Genomic DNA, 22,083 nt, shown 5'->3' with positions numbered 1-22,083 from the left:
CGCTCCTGAGAGTGCAGCCGGGCCCGGGGCGCTTGCCGTCCGCTCCACGCCCCCTACGGTCGGATCCATGGCCGAAAACGGAGCATCCCCACTCCCCTCGTCTCCCTCGGCGCGTTCACCGCTCGCGCGTGCCGAGGCCTTCGTCTGGTCGACGGCGCGCGTCCTGGAACAGCGCCGCTTCGCACATCACTTCCTTGCGGGCCCGTCCGCCGCGTCGGCCGACGCCGTCGAATGCGCCCTGGACGCCTATCGGACGGCGGACGGCGGCTACGGCTACGCGCTCGAGCCCGACCTGCGCGGCCCGCTCAGCCAGCCGCTGCACACCGGGCACGCGCTACGCGTCCTGGACATGATCGGACGCTGCTCGGGGCAGCGTGCGGAGCGCGTCTGCCGCTATCTCACCGCCGTCTCCACGGCGGACGGGGCACTTCCCGCGGTGGTCCCCGGGCAGCGGGCCTATCCGCACGCACCGTTCGTCCCCGTGGTCGACGACCCTCCGAGCGAGCTGCTCGCCACCGGTCCTGTGGTCGGGCTTCTGCACGGCAATGAGGTGTGGCACGCATGGCTGTTCCGGGCCACCGAGTTCTGCTGGTCGGCCGTCGACGCCCTGGAGGCCTCGCACCCGTACGAGATCGAGGCGGCGGTCGCCTTCCTGGACGGCGTCCCGGACCGGGCACGCGCGCGTACCGCCGCCGGCCGGCTTGGGCGTCTGGTGCGCGAGCAGCGCCTCGCCGTGCTCGACCCGGCGCAGCGTGACACGTACCCGGTGGCGCCCGGTTACGCGCCGGGCGAGCACCACTTCCCGCACGACTTCGCGAAGGCGCCGGACTCGCTGGCACGCGCGTGGTTCACCGACGAGGAGATGTCGCTCTCCCTGGATCACCTGGCGAGCGCGCAGCAGGAGGACGGAGGGTGGCCGGTCACCTGGCGGCAGTGGTCGCCTGCGGTCGTCCTGGAAGCGCGCCCCCTGGTGACCATCGAGGCGCTGCGCACACTGCGTGCCCATGGCCGCACCGTGTGACGCTCCGCTCGTCACCTGCCCGGTGGCTCACCTCTCGTCACCCGCCCGGTGGCTCGCTTCGTCGCTCGTCCTCATCCGGTCAGGGCACGCATCCCCGCCGTGATCACGACGGCCGCCGCCACGACGACCAGGAACGGGGCGCGCAGCACGAGGGCCACGGCAGCCGCGGCGAGTCCTGCGGCCTTCGCGTCGAGCACCAGGACCCGCCCGTCGGCGAAGGTCTGCTGGGCCGTGAGGGCGGCGAGCAGGGCCACCGGGAGCAGCGCCGACAGGCGCTTCACCACAGGGCGTTCCAGGGCGCCGGCCGGCACGAGCAGGCCGATGAGCTTGACCGCGTAGCACCCGACAGCGGTCACCGCGATGGCGATCCAGAAGTTCACCGGTGCCCTCCCTCTTTCCCGTCATGACCCGCCTGACCCGTCTGACCCGCCTGTCCTGCTCGACCTGCGCGACCCGCTCGGCTCACTCGATCTGTCCGATCCGCTCGAGTCGCCCGGTCCGGTGCGCCGCGCCGGCGGCCCTCGCACCAGAGCACCGCCGGGGCGGCCAGGGCCGCGACGAGGACCGGTACCCCCGCCGGCAGCACAGGCAGCAGACCGAGTCCCAGGACGACGGCGAGGCCCGCCACCACCCGGTCCGTCGTCGTCCTCAGCATCGGCGCAAGGAGCGCGAGGAACACGGCCGGGCCGGCCGCGTCGATCCCCCAGGCGTCGGTGTCGCCGATGGCCTCCGCTCCCAGGGCGCCCAGCAGGGTGGTCACGTTCCACAGCACGTACAGGGTCAGGCCGGTCACCGTGAAGCCGATCCGGGCGCTGCGCCGTGACCGCTGTGCGAGCGAGACGGCGGCGGTCTCGTCGATGACCCAGTGCGCGGCGAACGGCCGCACCGCGCGCGGAAGGGCGAGCAACTGCGACAGGCGCAGCCCGTAGAACGCATTGCGCACACCGAGGAAGAACGCCCCGGCGGCCGCCGTGAAGGGGTTGCCACCACCCGCGAGCGCCCCGACGAGAGCGAACTGCGAGGCGCCGGTGAAGACCAGCAGGCTGAGCACGCAGGTCTGCAGCACCGTGAGGCCGCTGCCCGCCGAGGTCACTCCGAAGGCGAAGCCGGAGAGTCCGACGGCGACGCCGACGCCGAGGGCGTCCCGGACGACGGCGGCGTCCGGCTTGCCCGCTCCATGCTCTGCTCCGGGTCCGGCCGCGGGGACTGCCGCGACCCGGTGGCCTCCTCGCGCGCGTATGTCTGTCGATGCTGTCTGTTCTGCTGCCACGTCGTGGACGGTACGAGAGGGTGCGGCGCCGGGTCTTGTACGTTCTTGCGCCCCTGGTGACCGGCATCTTCCGGGCGGCGCTCGCCGCGCTCCTTCTGGTAGGCGCCCGGGGGCACGCCCACGATCCGCGTGAAGTGCCGGTTGAGGTGCGGTTGGTCGGTGAAACCCAGCGTCGCGGCGACCACCGCCGGAGGCGAGCCCTCCTCCAGCAGGCGACGGGCGGCCCGGACGCGCGCGTCGGTGAGCCACGAGTGCGGCGGCATCCCGTAGGCGCTGCGGAAGGAGCGCAGGAGGGCGAAGGGGCTGGTGCCCAGCTCCGCCGCGAGGGCGTCCAGGGACGGCGGATCGGCCATCCGCTCCTCGAGGAGGTCCCGCGCGCGTGCCGCGGCGAGCGCCCCGGCCGTGCTGCGGGGCCGGTCCGCGCGGACGGTGCCGTGGTCGCGCAGCATCCGGGCGAGCGCGAACCGGAGCAGGCTGTCGGCGGCCAGTGCGTTCCCCTGCTCCGCCGCCCGGTGCACCTTCTGGACCAGCCCGGACGTGTACGGGTCGGTGACGATGGGCTCGGCGAAGGCCACCGTGCCGCGGATCGTGCTGGTCTCGGCGGCGACCTCCGCGACGAGCTCGGCCGACGGGTACAGCGTCGCGTAGGCCCACCCGTCGGGGCCGCCCGCCCTGGCGCTGTGCGCCACCTCGGGGTTGATCATGACGATGCTGCCCGGGCCGGCGTGGAGCGTGCCCGCGGGTGTTCCGACGGCCTCGACCCCCGCGGTGACGGCGCCGATCACGAAGCCTTCGTGGCTGTGCCGGGGGAAGGTGTGCCGCAGGTAGCGGGCGCGCAGCAGGTCGAGGCCGGGCAGCCGCTCGTACTGCCAGTGCCGCGCCCATTCGCCCTGTCCCGCCATGGACCCATTCTGCGGCACGTCACTCACCGTGAGATCCACGATTGCCCAGGTCACGGCCGATGTCAGTGGCGGGGTGCAGGATGGGGGCATGGTCAGGTCCAGCGACGGCGCCGGCACGGACGGTGCCCCCGACGCCCTCGGCGCGCTCGGCGCACTCGAAGGCTTCTCCCCCGCGACCCGCGGCTGGTTCACGGGGGCCTTCTCCGCGCCCACCTCCGCGCAGGCCGGTGCGTGGCGGGCGATCGGCGCGGGCTCGGACGTGCTGGTCGTCGCGCCGACCGGGTCCGGGAAGACCCTGGCCGCGTTCCTCGCCGCACTGGACCAGCTGGCGTCCACACCCCCGCCCGCCGACCCGAAGAAGCGCTGCCGGGTGCTGTACGTGTCCCCGCTGAAGGCCCTCGCGGTCGACGTCGAGCGCAATCTCCGCAGTCCTCTGACGGGTATCCGGCAGGAGGCGGTCCGCCGGGGGCTGCCGGAGCCCGAGGTGAAGGTCGGCATCCGCTCCGGCGACACCCCCGCGGCGGAGCGCCGCGCGCTCGCCACGCGGCCGCCGGACATCCTCATCACGACCCCCGAGTCCCTGTTCCTGATGCTGACGTCGGCGACGCGGGACGCACTGGCCGGCATCGAGACGGTGATCCTGGACGAGGTGCACGCGGTGGCGGGCACCAAGCGCGGCGCGCATCTGGCGCTGTCGCTCGAGCGTCTCGACGAGCTGCTGCCCCGCCCGGCCCGCCGGATCGGCCTGTCGGCGACGGTCCGTCCGGTCGACGAGGTGGCCCGCTATCTCTCGCCGCAGCGCAAGGTGGAGATCGTCCAGCCGCCGTCGGGCAAGGAGTTCGACCTGTCGGTCGTGGTGCCGGTCGAGGATCTCGCGGAGCTGGGCGGCTCGCCGGTCGCCGACGCGGAGCAGGGCGCGGAGCGCCCGTCGATCTGGCCGCACGTGGAGGAGCGCATCGCGGACCTCATCGAGGCGCACCGGTCGACGATCGTCTTCGCCAACTCCCGCCGCCTGGCGGAGCGCTTGTGCAACAGGCTGAACGAGATCGCGTACGAGCGGACCACCGGCGAGGCGCTACCCGAGGACCACTCCCCCGCGGAGCTGATGGGCGGCTCAGGAGCGGCCGCGGGCGCCCCGACGGTCATCGCCCGCGCGCACCACGGCTCGGTCTCCAAGGAGCAGCGTGCGCTGGTGGAGGAGGATCTGAAGGCGGGCCGGCTGCCCGCGGTCGTCGCCACGTCCAGTCTGGAGCTGGGCATCGACATGGGCGCCGTGGACCTGGTCGTCCAGGTGGAGTCGCCGCCCTCGGTGGCGTCGGGTCTGCAGCGGGTGGGCCGCGCGGGCCACCAGGTCGGGGCGGTCTCCACGGGCGTCGTGTTCCCGAAGTACCGCGGCGACCTGGTGCAGTCGGCCGTGGTGACGGAGCGCATGCGCGAGGGTGCCATCGAGTCCCTGCGCGTCCCGGCGAACCCGCTGGACGTCCTGGCCCAGCAGCTCGTGGCGATCACCGCCCTGGACAGCAGGCAGGTCGACGACCTGCTCGCTCTGGTGCGCCGCGCCGCGCCGTTCGCGTCCCTGCCGGAGTCGGCGTTCACGGGTGTGCTGGACATGCTGGCCGGCCGCTATCCGTCCGACGCGTTCGCCGAGCTGCGTCCCCGTGTCGTGTGGGACCGCGTGGCGGGCACCGTCACGGGGCGCCCCGGCGCGCAGCGGCTCGCCGTCACCTCGGGCGGCACGATCCCGGACCGCGGTCTGTTCGGTGTGTTCCTCGCAGGGGCCGACCCGAAGAAGGGCGGCGGCCGCGTGGGTGAGCTCGACGAGGAGATGGTCTACGAGTCCCGGGTCGGTGACGTGTTCACCCTGGGCACCAGTTCCTGGCGCATCGAGGACATCACCCGGGACCGCGTCCTCGTCTCACCCGCGCCGGGGGTGCCCGGGCGGCTCCCGTTCTGGAAGGGCGACCAGCTGGGCCGTCCGCTCGAACTGGGGCGCGCGGTGGGGGCGTTCCTGCGGGAGGTCGGCTCGCTGGAGCAGGAGGCGGCGCGCACACGTCTCACGGCGGCCGGTCTGGACGCCTGGGCCACGGACAATGTGCTGTCCTATCTCGCGGAGCAGCGCGAGGCGTGCGGCCACGTCCCGGACGACCGCACCATCGTGGTGGAGCGCTTCCGCGACGAGCTGGGCGACTGGCGGGTCGTGGTCCACTCCCCCTTCGGCGCCCAGGTGCACGCGCCGTGGGCGCTCGCGCTCGGAGCGCGGCTCAGCGAGAAGTACGGCATGGACGCCCAGGTCATGCACGCCGACGACGGAATCGTGCTGAGGCTGCCGGACGCCGATCTGATGGGCCTGGACCTGCTGGATCAGGAGCCGTCGAAGCCGGGCCTGGAGTACGACACGGAGCAGGCCCCCATCGGGGCGCAGGACGTCGCCTTCGACAAGGGGGACGTCGACCAGCTCGTGACCGACCAGGTCGGCGGCTCGGCCCTGTTCGCATCCCGTTTCCGGGAATGCGCGGCCCGCGCACTGCTGCTCCCCAAGCGCAATCCCGGCAAGCGCACCCCGCTGTGGCAGCAGCGTCAGCGCGCTGCGCAACTGCTGGAGGTGGCCGGCGAGTTCGGCTCCTTCCCGATCGTCCTCGAGGCGGTGCGCGAGTGCCTCCAGGACGTCTTCGACGTGCCGGGCCTCGCCGAGCTGATGGGCGACATCGAGTCCCGCAAGGTGCGCCTCGTGGAGGTCACCACGCCTGAGCCCTCCCCCTTCGCGCGTTCTCTGCTGTTCGGTTACGTGGCGCAGTTCCTGTACGAGGGCGATTCGCCGCTCGCCGAGCGTCGTGCGGCCGCACTGTCCCTGGACTCCCGGCTGCTGGCCGAGCTGCTCGGTCAGGCCGAGCTGCGCGAGCTGCTCGACGCAGAGGTGCTGGCCGAGCTGGAGCAGGAGCTGCAGTGGCGCACGGAGGACCGCCGGATCAAGGACACCGAGGGCATCGCCGACCGGCTGCGCATGCTCGGCCCGCTCACCGACGAGGAGTTGGCGGAGCGCGGCGCCGAGCCCGGCTGGGCCGAGGACCTGGCCGGAGCGCGGCGCGCGATCCGCGTCCGCGTCGCCGGCGTCGACCACTGGGCGGCGATCGAGGACGCGGGGCGGCTGCGGGACGCGCTCGGCACGGCGCTGCCGGTGGGCGTCCCCGAGGCGTTCACGGAGCCGGTCAAGGACCCACTGGGCGACCTGCTGGCGCGGTACGCCCGCACGCACGGGCCCTTCACCACGGCGCAGGCCGCCACGCGCTTCGGTCTGGGGGCGGCGGTGACCGAGGGGGCCCTGCAGCGGCTGGCCGCCGCGGGCCGGGTCGTGCAGGGGGAGTTCCACCCCGCGGGCATCGGCCAGGAGTGGTGTGACGCGGCGGTCCTGCGCCGGTTGCGCCGCCGGTCGCTGGCCGCGCTGCGGCACGAGCTGGAGCCGGTGCCGCCCGCCGCGCTGGCGCAGTTCCTGCCGCAGTGGCAGCACGTCGGCGGGCACGGGCTGCGCGGCATCGACGGTCTGGTCCGGGCGATCGAGCAGTTGCAGGGCGCCTCGGTGCCCGCGTCGGCACTGGAGAAGCTGGTGCTGCCGTCGCGCGTGAGCGGCTATGCACCGGCGATGCTGGACGAGTTGACGGCATCCGGCGAGGTGGTGTGGGCGGGCGCCGGTTCCCTGCCCGGCAAGGACGGCTGGGTCAGCCTCTACCTCGCCGACTCGGCCCCGCTGCTGCTCCCGCCCCCGCACCCGCTGGAGCCGACACCGCTCCACCGTTCGGTCCTGGACGCCCTGTCCGGCGGGTACGGCCTGTTCTTCCGTCAGATCGCCGACCAGGTCCGGGCCACGACGCACCCGGAGGCGTCCGATCCCGAACTGGCCGACGCACTGTGGGAGCTGGCCTGGTCGGGGCGTCTGACGAACGACACACTGGCGCCGATGCGCGCTCTGCTCGGCTCGGGCCGCACCGCCGGTTCCACGGCGCATCGCGCGCGTAGGGCGGTGCCGCGCGGCCGTTACGGCGGCCTCACCGCGGCGGCCCGGCCCACCTCGCGCAGCGGTCCGCCCACGGTCGCGGGCCGGTGGTCCGTCCTGCCCGGTCAGGAGCCCGATGCGACGGTGCGCGCGCACGCCCTGGCCCGCACCCTCCTCGACCGGCACGGTGTGGTGACCCGTGGCGCGGTCGCCGCCGAGGGTGTGGAGGGCGGCTTCTCCGCGACATACCGCATCCTGTCGGTCTTCGAGGAGAGCGGTCAGGCGCGCCGCGGCTATGTCGTGGAGGGGCTCGGTGCCGCGCAGTTCGCCATGGACGGTGCGGTGGACCGCCTGCGCGCCGCGGCCAACGCACGCGACCGCGGCGCACCGCCCCCCGATCCCTACGCGCCCGTCGACGCACCGGCGCCCCGTGGAGCCGCACCCCGCGCGCTGGTCCTGGCCGCATCCGACCCGGCGAACGCGTACGGTGCGGCTCTGCCCTGGCCCGAGCCACCGACCGGCGCGGGGCACAAGCCGGGCCGCAAGGCCGGGTCCCTCGTGGTGCTGGTCGACGGCGAGCTCACGGTCTACATGGAGCGCGGCGGAAAGACCCTGCTGGCCTGGCCGACGGCCGACGGGCCCGAGGACCCGACCCCCGCCGGGCTCGCCGAGGACCCACACCTGCCGACCGCGGCGGAGGCGCTGGCGGACGCGGCCCGCTCCGGCGCGCTCGGCACCATCACTGTGGAGCGGATCAACGGCACAGCGGCGCTGACCTCCCCGTACGCGCCTCTCCTGGAAGGAGCCGGTTTCCATGCCACCCCTCGCGGCCTGCGCCTGCGCGCGTGAACGCATCCCGCACAGACCGACGGACCGGACTGCGAACCCGACCGCGGGCCGGTCGACGGGCCGGACTACGGACCGGACCGCGGACCGGTCGACGGGCCGGACTGCGAACCCGACCGCGGACCGGACGACGGACCGGACGACGGGCCCGACCGCGGACCTGAGCGTCACCAGACCGACCCGCGCACGCGTCACAGCCACCGTCACGCCGGCCATGTCGCCCGCCGCCACGGCCGCCATCACGGCCGCCGACGCCTAGGGCGACGCCTCATGCCCGAGGGAGACACGGTCCTCCAGGCTGCCGGACGGCTGCACAGCGCCCTGGCCGGCCGGGTCCTCACCCGCTCGGATCTGCGCGTTCCCCGGTTCGCGACGGCCGATCTCAGGGGCCGCGCGGTCCTGGAGGTCACCCCGCGCGGCAAGCATCTGCTGACCCGGATCGAGGGCGGTCTGACGCTGCACTCACACCTGCGGATGGACGGCTCCTGGAAGGTGTTCGCCGCGGGTGAGCGCTGGCGCGGAGGCCCCGCGCACCAGATCCGCGCGATCCTGGGGAACGCCGAGCACACGGCGGTCGGGTACCGGCTCCCCGTGCTCGAGCTGCTGCGCACGGCACAGGAGTCCCAGGCCGTCGGCCACCTCGGCCCCGACCTGCTCGGCCCGGACTGGGACCCGGCCGAGGCTCTCACACGCCTCCTCGCCACCCCCGACCGCCCGCTCGGCGAGGCCCTGCTCGACCAGCGCAACCTCGCGGGGATCGGGAACATCTACAAGTCCGAGCTGTGCTTCCTGCTCCGCGTCACCCCCTGGCAGACGATGGACCAGTTGCCGCCGGGCACCGCGGAGCGCATCCCCGACCTGGCGAAGAAGCTGCTGGAAGCCAATCGGGACCGCCCGGTGCGGATCACCACCGGCCGCGGCGCCCGTACCGACGAGCGGCTGTTCGTCTACGGCCGCGCTCCTCGCCCGTGCCTGCGCTGCCGCACGCCGGTCCGGGTCGCGAACCAGGGCGACGGATCACGCGAACGCCCCACGTACTGGTGCCCCCGCTGTCAGACCGGCCCGTCCCCCACAGCCTGACGCCACACACACGCCCGGCCACCACAATCCACGCAGACCAATTGACGGACCGTCAGAAACGCTCGTACCGTCCTTGCATGTCGGTCAAGGCGTACGACCTCACCGGACGCACCGCATTCGTCACCGGAGCCGCCAGCGGCATCGGGCGCGCCACCGCGGCGCTGCTGGCCGAGGCGGGGGCCACCGTGCACGGCGCGGACCGTGACACCCAGGGCCTGCACGAGACGGCCACTCTCATCAAGCAGCACGGCGGCACCGCCCACATCCACACCGTGGATGTCGCCGACCGCGGCCAGGTCACGGACGCGGTCGCCACGGCCGTCGCCACGTCGGGCCGCCTCGACATCATGGCTGCGGTCGCGGGCATCATGCACAGCAGCCCCGTCCTGGAGACGCGGGACGAGGACCTCGACCGGGTCTGGTCCGTGAACTTCAAGGGTGTGCTGTACGCATGCCAGGAGGCCGCCCGGACCATGATCGCCTCGGGCACGCGGGGCAGCATCGTCACGATGGCCTCGGGGGCCGTGGACACCGGCGGCCCGGGGCTGCTCTGCTACGGCGCGGCCAAGGCCGCGGTGGTGCAGCTCACGAAGACCCTGGCGAACGAGGTCGGCCGGCACGGCATCCGGGTCAACGCGGTCGCCCCCGGATGGATCCGCACCCCCATGACGACCCGGCACGACGAGAGCGCCCAGGCTCACACCGAGTCCCTGATGGTCCGCATGGCCCCGCTGGGCCGTGTCGGCGAGTCCGAGGACGTCGCCCATGCCGTGCTGCACCTGGCCTCGGACGCGTCCGCGTTCACGACGGGCCAGATCCTCCGCCCGAACGGAGGCGTCGCCATGCCCTGGTGACCCCCGACCACGCTCCCCCGCCGAGTTCCCGGCCGACGCCGAGCGCCCGGGTCCGCACCCGCCGGGCCCCGTGCCGCCCCGGCGCCCCGACGACGCCGGCCGCACGCGACTTCGGCAGCGCGTGCACCGGCAGCAGGCTCAGTCCCCATCCCCCGGCGGCGACCGCGCCCTCGAAGGCCCCCGCGTCCGGCGCGAAGGCCAGCCGCAGCCCCCCCCCCACCACCACAGCGCACCCAGCGCCAGGGCGGGTATCCAGCGCAGCATCCGCCGCCGGCCGACCGCCACCGATGGCCACCTCCGCCTCGCCGGCCCACACGACACACATCCGCACGGCGCGCGGGCCCCGAGGGCCACCTGCGCCGGACATGCACCACGATGGCACATACCCGCCCGTACGGACACAGCACAGAACCCCGGCCGGGAGAGCCCGGCCGGGGTTCTGTGCACATCTCACGCAGTGCGCAGGCGCTACGCCGCTACGCCGCTACGACGTCGACCGCCTCCGCAGGCGCCTTGATCGTCACCCGTTCCGGCGGGACGCCGGTCACGGAGACGGAATTGAGCATCGGACGAACCGGTGCGGGCACCGGCTCCGACGGGACCGCTGCTGCCGACTCGGCCAGCTCGGCGAGGGCGAGCTCGTCGCTCACCTCGCGCATCAGCTCGGACATCCGTACGTCAAGCGCGTCGCAGATCGCGGAGAGCAGCTCGGAGGAAGCCTCCTTCTGCCCCCGCTCCACCTCGGAGAGATAGCCGAGCGAGACTCGGGCGGACGAGGAGACTTCGCGCAGAGTACGGCCCTGGCGCTGGCGCTGCCGACGCAGCACGTCACCCAGCAGGCGACGGAGCAGAATCATCGGTGGCTCCCTCCTCGGACCGCGTAGCCGCATCCTTCTCGCCCCACCGTACCGCCTCGTGCGGCGGCCGTGCGGGGAGCGATGTCGTGTTCACTCAGGGCTGTAAACATCAGAACCCCCCGTTCTGTTCCGTATCCTGTGTCCGCGCATTCGCTCCGGCGTCGCCCGCAGGTGCTCCGACCAGCTCTTCCACGAGCAGCCCGAGCACGCTCCGTACACTCTCCCTACGGATTTCCGCCCGGTCGCCGTTCAACCGCAGCTCGAGCACTTTGCGGCTACCAGCGAAATTCCGCTGCCCCGCGAAGGCCTCTCCGGCGGGCCCCACGGCCGCCACGTAGACGGTGCCGACCGGCCGGCCGTCCTGCGGCTCCGGGCCCGCGACGCCGGTCGTGGCGATGCCCCAGTCGGCTCCCAGCGCGGTGCGCACCCCGTCCGCCATCTGGAGCGCCACCTCGGGGTGGACGGCTCCGTGCGCGTCCAGGAGCCGCGCGTCGACGCCGAGGATCAGATGCTTCAGCTCGGTCGCGTAGGCGGTGACGGAGCCGCGCAGCGCCTTCGAGGCGCCGGGCACGGCCACGAGCTCCGCGGCGACCAGGCCGCCGGTCAGCGACTCCGCCACGGCGAGAGTCTCCCCGCGCTCGCGCAGGAGCCGCAGCGCCTCGGCCGCGTCGTCCGTCACTTCTCGGCTGTCTCCGCCGAGGGGGCCGCCCCGGAGGAGGACGCCTCCGGGGAAGCTGCCGACGACGGGGACGACGCCCCGGCGGCGGCCTGGGACGCGGCCGAGGCCTGCGCGGCCTCCGCCAGTCCCGCGCGGCGCAGCACGACGGCCTGGCGCACGTAGTCGAGGCCGGTCACGACGGTGAGGACGACCGCGACCGCCATCACCCAGAAGCGGAAGGTGGCCAGCGGCCCGGTCAGCGCGAGCACGTACATGCCGACCGCGGTGCCCTGCGCGAGGGTCTTCATCTTGCCGCCGCGACTGGCCGGGATGACCCCGTACCGGATCACGACGAAGCGCAGCAGGGTGATGCCGAGCTCACGGCCGAGAATGACGCCCGTCACCCACCACGGCAGGTCACCGAGATACGAGAGGCAGATCAGGGCGGCGCCCATGATCGCCTTGTCCGCGATGGGGTCGGCGATCTTCCCGAAGTCGGTGACGAGGTTGTACGTGCGCGCCAGGTGGCCGTCGAAGACGTCGGTGATCATGGCGACGGCGAAGGCGGCCCACGCCCAGGCCCGCCAGACGGGGTCGTAGCCGCCGTCGGCGAGCAGGAGGGCCACGAAGCCCGGCACCAGGAGCAGCCGGATCATGGTCAGGATGTTGGCGATGTTCCACAGGCTGGCCTGATCGACGGCCACGGCCCCCAGCTTGCCGCCGGGCGCCGGCCTGCCGGACCCGCCCGCGGCGGATGCCGGGACTCCCGTCATCTGCCCGCCTCCTCAGTACAGTCCAGCGGCTCGGCGACGAGGTCCACTCCCTCGGTGCCGACCACCTTTGCCTCGACCATACGGCCGACCGCAAGACCCTCGCCGCCCGTGAGCCGCACCTGTCCGTCGGTCTCGGGGGCCTGGTGGGCGCCGCGGCCGAGGACGCCGTCCTCGTCGTCCACGGACTCGACGAGGACGTGGACCGTCTCGCCGACGCGCTCCTCGGCGCGCTGCGACACCAGCTGCTCGGCGAGGCGCGACACGCGCGCGAGGCGCTCGGCGACGACGTCCTGATCCAGCTTGTTGTCGTACGTGGCGGCCTCGGTGCCGTCCTCGTCGGAGTAGCCGAAGACGCCGATGGCGTCGAGGCGCGCGCCGTTGAGGAAGCGCTCCAGCTCGGCCAGGTCGGCCTCGGACTCGCCGGGGAAGCCGACGATGAAGTTCGAGCGGGCGCCTGCCTGCGGCGCCTTGCTCCGAATGGTCTCCAGGAGCTCCAGGAAGCGGTCCGTGTCGCCGAAGCGGCGCATCGCGCGCAGCACACCCGGCGCGGAGTGCTGGAAGGAGAGGTCGAAGTACGGGACGACCTTGTCGGTGCCGGTGAGCACGTCGATCAGGCCGGGGCGCATCTCGGCCGGCTGCAGGTAGCTGACCCGCACCCGCTCGATCCCGTCGACGTCGGCGAGCTCGGGCAGCAGCGACTCCAGGAGCCGGATGTCACCGAGGTCCTTGCCGTACGACGTGTTGTTCTCGGAGACCAGCATGACCTCCTTGACGCCCTGCTCGGCGAGCCAGCGCGTCTCGTTGAGCACGTCGCTGGGGCGGCGGGAGATGAAGGAGCCGCGGAACGAGGGGATGGCGCAGAAGGAGCAGCGCCGGTCGCAGCCGGAGGCCAGCTTCACGGAGGCGACGGGCGCGCCGTCCAGCCTGCGGCGCAGGGGCGCGCGGGGGCCGGATGCGGGCGCGATGCCGTCCGGGAGGTCCACGGGCGCGTGTCCGGGCAGTGCGATGCCGGAGCCGGCCTCCTGGCGCTCGGCCGGGCTGATCGGCAGCAGCTTGCGCCGGTCGCGCGGGGCGTGGGCCTCCACGCTGCCGCCGGACAGGATCGTCTGGAGGCGGCCGGAGATGTCCTCGTAGTCGTCGAAGCCGAGCACTCCGTCGGCCTCGGGCAGGGCGTCGGCGAGCTCCTTGCCGTACCGCTCGGCCATGCAGCCGACGGCGACGACGGCCTGGGTCCTGCCGTGACCCTTGAGGTCATTGGCTTCCAGGAGGGCGTCGACGGAGTCCTTCTTCGCGGCATCGACGAAACCGCAGGTGTTGACGACGGCGACATCGGCCGACTCGGCGTCCTCGACGAGCTCCCAGCCGTCCGCCTCCAAGCGGCCTGCGAGCTCCTCCGAGTCCACCTCGTTACGGGCGCAGCCAAGGGTGACGAGTGCGACGGTACGGCGTTCGGGCATGGACTCAAGACTACTTCGTCCCGCGGACAGCCCTCGCCGGGAGGGTTACCGGAAGATCGCCGAGGTCAGCGGTCAGCCGACTTCCGGGTCTCCCTTGGTGTAGGTGAGCCGCTCGACCTGGCCGGGCTGGAACTCGTCCTCGATCTGCTTGCCGTTCACGAAGAGCTGGATCGCGCCCGCGTCGCCCAGCACCAGATCGACCTTCTGGCTGTCCTGGAAGGTCTTGGACTGGCCCTGCTCGAGGAGGCCGTCGAACAGGATGCGTCCGTTGTGATCCTTCGCGGAGATCCAGCTGCGGCCGTCCGGCGCGCTGATCTTGACGGTGACCTTGTCCTGCGGGGCCGCCGCGATCGCGCTGTCGGAGGGGTCGGGCTTGGGCTCGGCCGGCTTCTCGCTGTGGCTCGGCTTCGGTGCGGGCTTGCTGGTGGAGGGCGTGGAGCCCTCGGCGGCCTGCTGGCTGTCCCCGTCGTCGCCACCGCCGACCGCCGTGTATCCGACGAAGGCGATCACCGCGACGATGGCGGCGACCATGGCCGCCGTCCAGTTCGGCCGGCGCGGCTCGGAGCGGATGCGCTCGGTCTCGAACAGGGGCGTGGCGGGGGTGGGCGCGACCGGCCCGCCGTGCTCGGCGCCGTACTGCTCGAGCAGGGGCTCCGGGTCGACGCCCACGGCGCGCGCCAGCGTGCGGATGTGGCCGCGGGCGTACACGTCCCCGCCGCAGCGCGAGAAGTCGTCCAGCTCGATGGCCTGCACGATCGGGATCCGCACCCGGGTCGACTGGCTGATCTCGTCGACCGAGAGGCCGGCGTCGACCCGCGCCTGCTGAAGGACGCGCCCGATCGAGGGCCGGGCGTCGTCCTGGGGGGAAACGTGGTCTTCCGAAGGACGGTCGTCTTCAGGGGAGTTGCCGATGGACACGGGGGCGCCTTTCGAGCGTGAGCCACCTGCTGGAGGTTCAGTCTAGGGGGGTGACGAAAGGGAGGGGCAACCGGGCGGTCGTACTTTGTACGCCATCGGTATGGCCCGGCGACCCGACGGCGCGGCGGCGAACCGCCCTTCTCGCTCAACTTGACGTACCGGAAAGAGAAACGGTTGCCCTCGCCTCCCTTACGGGTGATATCGAAATCGCAACATCCTCAGGACTGAGCCTCCCCACGGATCACCGCGAGCACTCCGTCCAGCTCGTCAGGCTTCACAAGAACGTCACGAGCCTTCGAACCCTCGCTCGGTCCGACGATGTTCCGCGACTCCATGAGGTCCATCAGACGGCCGGCCTTCGCGAAGCCCACGCGGAGCTTGCGCTGCAGCATCGAGGTCGAGCCGAACTGGGTGGAGACGACCAGCTCGGCCGCCGCGCACAGCAGCTCGAGGTCGTCGCCGATGTCCTCGTCGATCTCCTTCTTCTTCTTGGTGCCCACCGTGACGTCGTCGCGGAAGACGGGCGCCATCTGGTCCTTGCAGTGCTGCACCACGGCGTGGATCTCGTCCTCGGTGACGAAAGCGCCCTGCATACGGGTCGGCTTGTTCGCCCCCATGGGCAGGAAGAGCCCGTCGCCCTTGCCGATGAGCTTCTCGGCGCCCGGCTGGTCGAGGATGACCCGGCTGTCGGCGAGCGAGGACGTGGCGAAGGCCAGCCGGGACGGCACGTTCGCCTTGATCAGGCCGGTGACGACGTCCACGGAGGGCCGCTGGGTGGCGAGCACCAGGTGGATGCCCGCCGCGCGCGCGAGCTGCGTGATCCGGACGATGGCGTCCTCGACGTCACGCGGGGCGACCATCATCAGGTCCGCGAGCTCGTCGACGATCACCAGGAGGTACGGGTACGGCTTGAGCTCCCGCTCACTGCCCTCGGGCGTCGTGAGCTTGCCGGTGCGGACGGCCTCGTTGAAGTCGTCGATGTGCCGGTAGCCGAAGGCCGCCAGGTCGTCGTAGCGCAGGTCCATCTCGCGCACGACCCACTGGAGCGCCTCGGCGGCCCGCTTCGGGTTGGTGATGATCGGCGTGATCAGGTGCGGGATGCCCTCGTAGGCGGTGAGCTCGACGCGCTTGGGGTCGACGAGGACCATCCTGACGTCCTCGGGGGTGGCCCGCATCATGACCGAGGTGATCAGACAGTTGATGCAGGACGACTTGCCGGAGCCGGTGGCTCCGGCGACGAGGATGTGCGGCATCTTCGCGATGTTCGCCATCACGTAGCCGCCCTCGACGTCCTTGCCGAGCGCGACCAGCATCGGGTGATCGTCCTCGGCGGCGTCCGCAAGGCGCAGCACGTCGCCCACGTTGACCATCTCGCGGTCGGTGTTCGGGATCTCGATGCCGACGGCCGACTTGCCGGGGATCGGGCTGATGATCCGTACGTCCGGGGACGCGACCGCGTAGGCGATGTTCTTGGCCAGAGCGGTGATCTTCTCGACCTTCACGGCCGGGCCGAGCTCGATCTCGTAGCGCGTGACCGTCGGGCCGCGGGTGAAGCCGGTGACCGCCGCGTCGACCTTGAACTCGGTGAAGACGTTCGACAGGGAGTCGACGACGGCGTCGTTGGCCGCACTGCGCGACTTGCCGGGCCCGCCGCGCGTGAGCAGGTCCAGGGACGGCAGGGCGTACGTGATGTCGCCGGCCAGCTGGAGCTGCTCGGCGCGGGGCGGCAGGTCACGCGGGGCGTCCGGCGCCGACTTGGTCAGGTCGGGCACGTCGAGCCGCGACGGGGTGGGCTCGGGCTCGGCGGGCGGCTGCTTCCTGGAGCGCGCGGTCGGCACGGGCGCCGGCAGGCCGGTCGCGGACGAGTCCTCCTGCGCGCGCTCCGTGCCGACGCCCTGGGTGAGGTCGGCGACGAGCGGCGAGGGCGGCATGCCGTGCAGCACGGCACCGTCGAGTGCGGCGGCCGCGGCGGCGGCCACGTCCACGGCGTCCATGGGGCGCTCCATGGCGGGCTGCACCGAGCCCCGGCGGGGCCTGCGCCGCTTGGAGAGCGCGTCTTCCTCTATGCGGTCCGGGTCGTACTCGCCGGGTGCGGCGGCGGTGCGTCGCTTCGCGCGCGCGGGGGTGGCCTCGCGCCACTCGTCGTCGTACTCGTCGGCGTCCGGCTCGTCGAGCGGGGTGTCGTCGTGCACGACCCCGAGCTTCACGCCGAGCAGGCGCAGCCGCTGCGGGATCGCGTTCACCGGCGTCGCGGTGACGACGAGGAGACCGAAGACGGTGAGCAGCACGAGCAGCGGGACGGCGAGCACCTCGGTCATCGTGAAGCTCAGCGGCGTCGCGGCGGCCCAGCCGATGAGCCCGCCGGCGTCCCTTATGGCCTGCATGCCGTCGGCGCGCGCGGGCGAGCCGCAGGCGATGTGGACCTGCCCGAGGACGCCGATGACGAGGGCGGACAGACCGATGACGATCCGCCCGTTGGCCTCGGGCTTCTCGGGGTGGCGGATGAGGCGTACGGCGATGATGCCGAGCAGGATCGGCACGAGGAGGTCGAGCCGTCCGAAGGCGCCGGTCACCAGCATCTCGACGAGGTCGCCGACGGGACCGCGGAGGTTGGACCAGGTACCGGCGGCGCAGATCAGTGCGACGCCGAGCAGGAGCAGTGCCAGTCCGTCCTTGCGGTGCGCCGGGTCGAGCCCCTTCGCCCCTCGCCCTATGCCGCGGAACATCGCGCCCACGCTGTGCGCGACGCCGAGCCACAGGGCGCGCACGACCTTGTAGAGGCCGCCCGTGGGACTGGGCGCCGGCTTGGGTGCGGGCTTCTTCGCCGCGGACTTCTTGGCGGGCGCCTTCTTGGCCGCCGGCTTCTTGGCGGGCGCCTTCTTCGCAGGGGCCTTCTTCGCCGGAGCCTTGGTCGGCGCGGCCGCCTTCTTCGCGGGCGACTTCTTGGCTGCGGGACGTGGGGCCATGGGTGTGAGGTTACCGGGGAGGGCGACCTGGGACACGTGTGCCCACTGCTTCACCCGTTCGTGTCGCGAACTGACACGCCGTGAGCTGACGCGGCCTCAAGGGCCGCTCGGCGTCTCAGTTCTGCGAGGGCAGGCTCGGCGCGCCGCTTCCCGTGCCGGGCTCCAGCGCGTCCAGCGCTCTGCGCAGACCGGTCAGCTTGCGCTCCAGATGGGCGGCCGTGGCCACCGCCGCCGCGTCCGCCGCGTCGTCGTCGAGCTGCTTGGAGAGCGCCTCCGCCTGCTCCTCGACGGCCGCGAGCCGCGCCGACAGCTCGGCGAGCAGCCCTGCGGGCTCCTTGGTGTCGCCGTCGCCGACGGCCTTGCCGCCGCCCTCCAGCTGGAGCCGCAACAGCGCCGCCTGCTCTCTCAGCTGGCAGTTCTTCATGTACAGCTCGACGAAGACCGAGACCTTGGCGCGCAGCACCCACGGGTCGAAGGGCTTCGAGATGTAGTCCACCGCACCCGCCGCGTACCCCCGGAAGGTGTGGTGCGGCCCGTGGTTGATCGCGGTGAGAAAGATGATCGGGATGTCGCGTGTCCGCTCACGGCGCTTGATGTGCGCGGCGGTTTCGAAACCGTCCATCCCAGGCATCTGGACGTCCAGCAGAATGACCGCGAAATCGTCCGTGAGCAGTGCCTTGAGCGCTTCCTCCCCGGACGATGCCCGCACCAGCGTCTGATCGAGCGCGGAGAGAATGGCCTCCAGCGCCAGCAGATTCTCCGGCCGGTCATCGACCAGGAGGATCTTGGCCTTCTGCACCATGGCCCGCCCTCCTCGCCCCGGCATGGGGCCGCCCCTGTCCGCAGGACTCGGGGAGGCTCCTGTCGCCGCCCCGGGGAACGACTCCCTTGCGCCGCCCGTCCTTGTGCCGGTCATGGTAGCCGCACCCCGCCTGTCGCCACACCCTGTCACCGCGATGTCACTGTGCACGTAGCAGAAACGTAGCGGGAGACCAGAAGGTTCCCCGGTTCCCGCACTTCTACACGAGATCGAACACAGTCAGTCAGCAAGTCCACGTGAATGTTCCGGTTTCCGGTCACTCACCCCGCATCCACTGCTCCATCACGGCCAGCAGGTGATCGGGATCGACCGGCTTCGTCACGTAGTCGGACGCACCGGACTCGATGGCCTTCTCCCGGTCGCCCTTCATCGCCTTGGCGGTGAGCGCGATGATCGGCAGCCCGGCGAACTGCGGCATCCTCCGGATCGCCGTCGTCGTCGCGTAGCCGTCCATCTCCGGCATCATGATGTCCATCAGAACGACCGTCACGTCGTCGTGCTGCTCGAGGACCTCGATGCCCTCACGCCCGTTCTCGGCGTACAGGACCGACAGGCCGTGCTGCTCGAGGACGCTGGTCAGCGCGAACACGTTGCGGATGTCGTCGTCGACGATGAGGACCTTCTCGCCACCGAAGTGGAACGAGCGCCGCGGCTTGGGCACGCTCTCGTCGTCCGCGCCGTCGAACGCCTCCCGGCCGGACTGCTCAGCGGCCCGTGAGCGCGCCGGCAGCGAGGTGCCCGCCTACGGTGCGGCGGACTGCCTGCGACGGCGCCTGAACAGCGCTGCGGCCCCGCTCTGCGTCTCCTGGAACGACGTCTCCTGGTACGACGTCGCCTCGGCCGGGGTGTCCACCTCGGCGGGCTCCGGCGCGGCCTCCAGGGCGAGCGGGCGGCCCGGCTCCACGGAGGGCGCGAGCTGCGCGTACCCCTGGGGCGGCAGCTCACTGGGGTGCAGCGGCAGGTACAGCGTGAACGTGGAGCCGCGCCCGGGCTCGCTCGCCGCGTGGATCTCGCCGCCCAGCAGGCGGGCGATCTCCCGGCTGATGGACAGGCCCAGACCCGTGCCGCCGTACTTGCGGCTCGTCGTGCCGTCGGCCTGCTTGAACGCCTCGAAGATGACGCGCATCTTGCTGGCCGCGATACCGATGCCCGTGTCGGTCACCGAGAAGGCGATCAGGTCGGCGTCCGCGTCCTGCAACGAGCCCGCTTCCAGGAGCTGTTCACGGATCGCGTGGGGTACGTCGCCGCCGGCGGGCCGGATGACGAGCTCCACGGCCCCGGAGTCGGTGAACTTCACCGCGTTGGAGAGCAGGTTGCGCAGCACCTGGAGGAGACGCTGCTCGTCGGTGTGCAGCGTGGTGGGCAGCTCCGGCGACACCCTGACGGAGAAGTCCAGCTGCTTCTCCGCGGTCAGCGGCCGGAACGTCGCCTCCACGTAGTCGACGAGCTGCACCAGAGCGATGCGGGTCGGCGACACGTCCATCTTGCCCGCCTCGACCTTCGACAGGTCCAGGATGTCGTTGATGAGCTGCAGCAGGTCCGAGCCCGCCCCGTGGATGGTCTCCGCGAACTCGACCTGCTTGGGCGTCAGGTTCGCGTCCGCGTTGTCCGCGAGGAGCTTGGCGAGGATGAGCAGCGAGTTGAGCGGTGTGCGCAGCTCGTGCGACATGTTGGCGAGGAACTCGCTCTTGTACCGCATCGACACCGCGAGCTGCTCGGCGCGCTCCTCCAGGACCTGGCGGGCCTCCTCGATCTCGGTGTTCTTCACCTCGATGTCGCGGTTCTGGCGCGCCAGGAGCTCGGCCTTCTCCTCCAGCTCGGCGTTGGACACCTGGAGAGCCTTCTGCCGGTTCTCCAGCTCCGCCGAACGCTCCCGCAGCTGCTCGGTCAGCTCCTGCGACTGCTTCAGCAGCACCTCGGTCTTGGAGTTGACCGAGATCGTGTTGACGCTCGTCGCGATCATCTCGGCGATCTGGTTCAGGAAGTCCTTCTGGATCTGCGTGAACGGCGTGAAGGACGCCAGCTCGATCACACCGAGCACCGTGGCCTCGAACAGCACGGGGATCACGATGACCTGGGCCGGCGGTGCCTCACCGAGACCGGAGGCGATCTTCAGGTAGCCGCTCGGCGCGTTGTCCACGAGGATCGTGCGCCGCTCCTGGGCCGCCGTCCCGATGAGCGTCTCACCGGGCCGGAACGAGGTCGGCATGGACCCCATGGAGTAGCCGTAACTGCCCAGCATGCGCAGCTCGTACGCGTCCTCCGGGGCCATCGCGCCCTCGGCGCCGTCGTCGAGCGGCAGCGCGAGGAAGAACGCACCGTGCTGCGCGGACACGACGGGCGTCAGTTCGCTCATGATCAGCGAGGCCACGTCGTCGAGGTCGCGGCGGCCCTGGAGCAGGCCCGAGATGCGCGCCAGGTTGCCCTTGAGCCAGTCCTGCTCCTCGTTGGCGATCGTGGTGTCGCGCAAGTTCGAGATCATCTTGTTGATGTTGTCCTGCAGGACCTGGATCTCGCCCGCGGCGTCGACGTCGATCTTGAGGTTGAGGTCGCCGCGGGTCACCGCCGTGGCGACGGCCGCGATGGCGCGCACCTGACGGGTCAGGTTCCCGGCCATCTCGTTCACGGACTCCGTCAGGTCGCGCCACGTGCCGTCGACGTCCCGCACGCGTGCCTGTCCGCCCAGCTGCCCCTCCGTGCCCACCTCGCGGGCCACGCGGGTGACTTCCTCGGCGAAGGACGACAGCTGGTCGACCATCGTGTTGATGGTCGTCTTCAGCTCCAGGATCTCACCGCGCGCGTCGATGTCGATCTTCTTGGTCAGGTCGCCCTTGGCGATGGCCGTCGTGACCATCGCGATGTTGCGCACCTGGCCGGTCAGGTTCGACGCCATGCCGTTCACGGACTCCGTCAGGTCCTTCCACGTACCGGAGACGCCCGGTACGCGTGCCTGGCCGCCGAGGATGCCGTCCGTGCCCACCTCGCGGGCCACCTTGGTGACCTGGTCGGCGAACGAACTCAGCGTCTTCACCATCGTGTTGAACGTGTCGGCGAGCTGGGCGACCTCACCGCGCGCCTCGATGGTGACCGTGCGGGTCAGGTCGCCGTTGGCGACGGCCGCGGCCACCTGGGAGATGTTGCGCACCTGCATGGTCAGGTTGTTGGCCATCAGGTTGACGTTGTCGCTCAGGTCCTTCCAGATGCCGGTGACGCCCGGAACCCGTGCCTGGCCGCCCAGTTGGCCCTCGGTGCCCACCTCGCGGGCCACCCGGGTCACCTGCTCGGCGAACGAAGACAGCTGGTCCACCATCGTGTTGACCGTGGTGACCAGTTCGAGGATCTCGCCCTTGGCGTCGACGGTGATCTTCTTGGACAGGTCACCGCGCGCTACAGCTGTAGTGACCTCGGCGATGTTGCGCACCTGAAGCGTCAGGTTGTTCGCCATGCCGTTCACGGACTGCGTCAGGTCCTTCCACGTACCCGACACACCCTGCACCTCGGCCTGACCGCCGAGAATGCCGTCCGTACCCACCTCGCGGGAGACCCGGGTCACCTGTTCCGCGAACGCGGAGAGCTGGTCCACCATCGTGTTGAGCGTGTTCTTCAGCTCGAGGATCTCGCCGCGCGCGTCCACGTCGATCTTCTGCGACAGGTCACCGCGCGCCACGGCCGT

The 22,083-nt window shown here is 71.9% G+C and carries 13 protein-coding genes and 3 pseudogenes; 4 read left to right on the top strand and 12 right to left on the bottom strand.

Features of this window, described 5'->3' with window-relative positions; translation table 11 throughout:
- Nucleotides 1-67 precede the first annotated feature (67 nt).
- Nucleotides 68-1,021, top strand: a complete 954-nt coding sequence (locus GTW43_RS29410; protein WP_161305030.1) for a hypothetical protein — start codon at nucleotides 68-70, stop codon at nucleotides 1,019-1,021.
- A 71-nt stretch (nucleotides 1,022-1,092) separates the two neighbouring features.
- Here GTW43_RS29410 and GTW43_RS29405 read toward each other — a convergent pair whose 3' ends face one another.
- The 3 genes and pseudogenes from GTW43_RS29405 to GTW43_RS29395 form a co-directional block, all read right to left on the bottom strand.
- Nucleotides 1,093-1,401, bottom strand: coding sequence for an AzlD domain-containing protein (locus GTW43_RS29405; protein ID WP_161305029.1), 309 nt, complete (start codon nucleotides 1,399-1,401; stop codon nucleotides 1,093-1,095).
- Nucleotides 1,398-2,291 carry an AzlC family ABC transporter permease gene (locus tag GTW43_RS29400; RefSeq protein ID WP_343246151.1) on the bottom strand — a complete coding sequence of 298 codons (894 nt, stop codon included), beginning with the start codon at nucleotides 2,289-2,291 and terminating at the stop codon, nucleotides 1,398-1,400. Before GTW43_RS29400 ends, GTW43_RS29405 begins: the two co-directional genes overlap by 4 nt.
- 104 nt (nucleotides 2,292-2,395) lie before the next feature.
- Nucleotides 2,396-3,193: pseudogene (locus tag GTW43_RS29395) on the bottom strand (AraC family transcriptional regulator); the annotation flags it as partial.
- Nucleotides 3,194-3,281: 88 nt separating this feature from the next.
- On the opposite strand from GTW43_RS29395, the gene GTW43_RS29390 reads away from it, so the two are divergent.
- The 3 genes from GTW43_RS29390 to GTW43_RS29380 all read left to right on the top strand — a co-directional run bounded on the left by GTW43_RS29390 (nucleotide 3,282) and on the right by GTW43_RS29380 (nucleotide 9,961).
- Nucleotides 3,282-8,030, top strand: a complete 4,749-nt coding sequence (locus tag GTW43_RS29390; RefSeq protein ID WP_161305028.1) for an ATP-dependent helicase — start codon at nucleotides 3,282-3,284, stop codon at nucleotides 8,028-8,030.
- Nucleotides 8,031-8,297: 267 nt separating this feature from the next.
- Nucleotides 8,298-9,107 (top strand): Fpg/Nei family DNA glycosylase, encoded by an 810-nt coding sequence (locus GTW43_RS29385; protein ID WP_161305027.1) that lies wholly within the window; start codon nucleotides 8,298-8,300, stop codon nucleotides 9,105-9,107.
- Between the two features lie 77 nt (nucleotides 9,108-9,184).
- On the top strand, nucleotides 9,185-9,961 hold the full coding sequence (locus GTW43_RS29380) for an SDR family NAD(P)-dependent oxidoreductase (RefSeq protein WP_161305026.1): 777 nt from the start codon (nucleotides 9,185-9,187) through the stop codon (nucleotides 9,959-9,961).
- On the opposite strand, the pseudogene GTW43_RS38270 reads toward GTW43_RS29380, so the two are convergent.
- From GTW43_RS38270 to GTW43_RS29340, 9 genes and pseudogenes are all read right to left on the bottom strand, one after another.
- Nucleotides 9,909-10,225 (bottom strand): annotated as a pseudogene (locus GTW43_RS38270) (hypothetical protein). The gene GTW43_RS29380 and the pseudogene GTW43_RS38270 sit on opposite strands and share 53 nt — an antisense overlap.
- Nucleotides 10,226-10,437: 212 nt before the next feature.
- Nucleotides 10,438-10,818 (bottom strand): helix-turn-helix transcriptional regulator, encoded by a 381-nt coding sequence (locus GTW43_RS29375; protein ID WP_161305025.1) that lies wholly within the window; start codon nucleotides 10,816-10,818, stop codon nucleotides 10,438-10,440.
- 109 nt (nucleotides 10,819-10,927) lie between these two features.
- Nucleotides 10,928-11,497 (bottom strand): CinA family protein, encoded by a 570-nt coding sequence (locus GTW43_RS29370; protein WP_161305024.1) that lies wholly within the window; start codon nucleotides 11,495-11,497, stop codon nucleotides 10,928-10,930.
- Nucleotides 11,494-12,249, bottom strand: a complete 756-nt coding sequence (gene pgsA / locus GTW43_RS29365) for a CDP-diacylglycerol--glycerol-3-phosphate 3-phosphatidyltransferase (RefSeq protein WP_161305023.1) — start codon at nucleotides 12,247-12,249, stop codon at nucleotides 11,494-11,496. The genes GTW43_RS29370 and pgsA overlap by 4 nt, the downstream gene beginning before the upstream one ends.
- Nucleotides 12,246-13,706 carry a 30S ribosomal protein S12 methylthiotransferase RimO gene (gene rimO / locus GTW43_RS29360; RefSeq protein ID WP_161305022.1) on the bottom strand — a complete coding sequence of 487 codons (1,461 nt, stop codon included), beginning with the start codon at nucleotides 13,704-13,706 and terminating at the stop codon, nucleotides 12,246-12,248. The genes pgsA and rimO overlap by 4 nt, the downstream gene beginning before the upstream one ends.
- 72 nt (nucleotides 13,707-13,778) lie before the next feature.
- Complete coding sequence (locus tag GTW43_RS29355) at nucleotides 13,779-14,624, bottom strand: helix-turn-helix domain-containing protein (protein ID WP_161305021.1); 846 nt, start codon at nucleotides 14,622-14,624, stop codon at nucleotides 13,779-13,781.
- Nucleotides 14,625-14,842: 218 nt separating this feature from the next.
- Complete coding sequence (locus GTW43_RS29350) at nucleotides 14,843-17,590, bottom strand: DNA translocase FtsK (protein WP_161305020.1); 2,748 nt, start codon at nucleotides 17,588-17,590, stop codon at nucleotides 14,843-14,845.
- Nucleotides 17,591-17,705: 115 nt separating this feature from the next.
- Nucleotides 17,706-18,392, bottom strand: coding sequence for a response regulator (locus tag GTW43_RS29345; RefSeq protein WP_161305019.1), 687 nt, complete (start codon nucleotides 18,390-18,392; stop codon nucleotides 17,706-17,708).
- Between the two features lie 274 nt (nucleotides 18,393-18,666).
- A pseudogene (locus tag GTW43_RS29340) lies at nucleotides 18,667-22,083 on the bottom strand (HAMP domain-containing protein); the annotation flags it as partial.

Source organism: Streptomyces sp. SID5785 (assembly GCF_009870065.1).
GTDB lineage: Bacteria > Actinomycetota > Actinomycetes > Streptomycetales > Streptomycetaceae > Streptomyces.
Note: the sequence above shows the minus strand (reverse complement) of the source record. Positions and strands in the feature narration are given on the sequence as shown.

Excerpts from the sequence above, each read along its gene's own strand:
- GTW43_RS29345 (WP_161305019.1), bottom strand. The coding sequence starts at position 18,392 with ATGGTGCAGAAGGCCAAGATCCTCCTGGTCGATGACCGGCCGGAGAAT.
- GTW43_RS29380 (WP_161305026.1), top strand. The coding sequence starts at position 9,185 with ATGTCGGTCAAGGCGTACGACCTCACCGGACGCACCGCATTCGTCACC.
- GTW43_RS29385 (WP_161305027.1), top strand. The coding sequence starts at position 8,298 with ATGCCCGAGGGAGACACGGTCCTCCAGGCTGCCGGACGGCTGCACAGC.
- GTW43_RS29350 (WP_161305020.1), bottom strand. The coding sequence starts at position 17,590 with ATGGCCCCACGTCCCGCAGCCAAGAAGTCGCCCGCGAAGAAGGCGGCC.
- GTW43_RS29375 (WP_161305025.1), bottom strand. The coding sequence starts at position 10,818 with ATGATTCTGCTCCGTCGCCTGCTGGGTGACGTGCTGCGTCGGCAGCGC.
- pgsA (WP_161305023.1), bottom strand. The coding sequence starts at position 12,249 with ATGACGGGAGTCCCGGCATCCGCCGCGGGCGGGTCCGGCAGGCCGGCG.
- GTW43_RS29410 (WP_161305030.1), top strand. The coding sequence starts at position 68 with ATGGCCGAAAACGGAGCATCCCCACTCCCCTCGTCTCCCTCGGCGCGT.
- rimO (WP_161305022.1), bottom strand. The coding sequence starts at position 13,706 with ATGCCCGAACGCCGTACCGTCGCACTCGTCACCCTTGGCTGCGCCCGT.
- GTW43_RS29390 (WP_161305028.1), top strand. The coding sequence starts at position 3,282 with ATGGTCAGGTCCAGCGACGGCGCCGGCACGGACGGTGCCCCCGACGCC.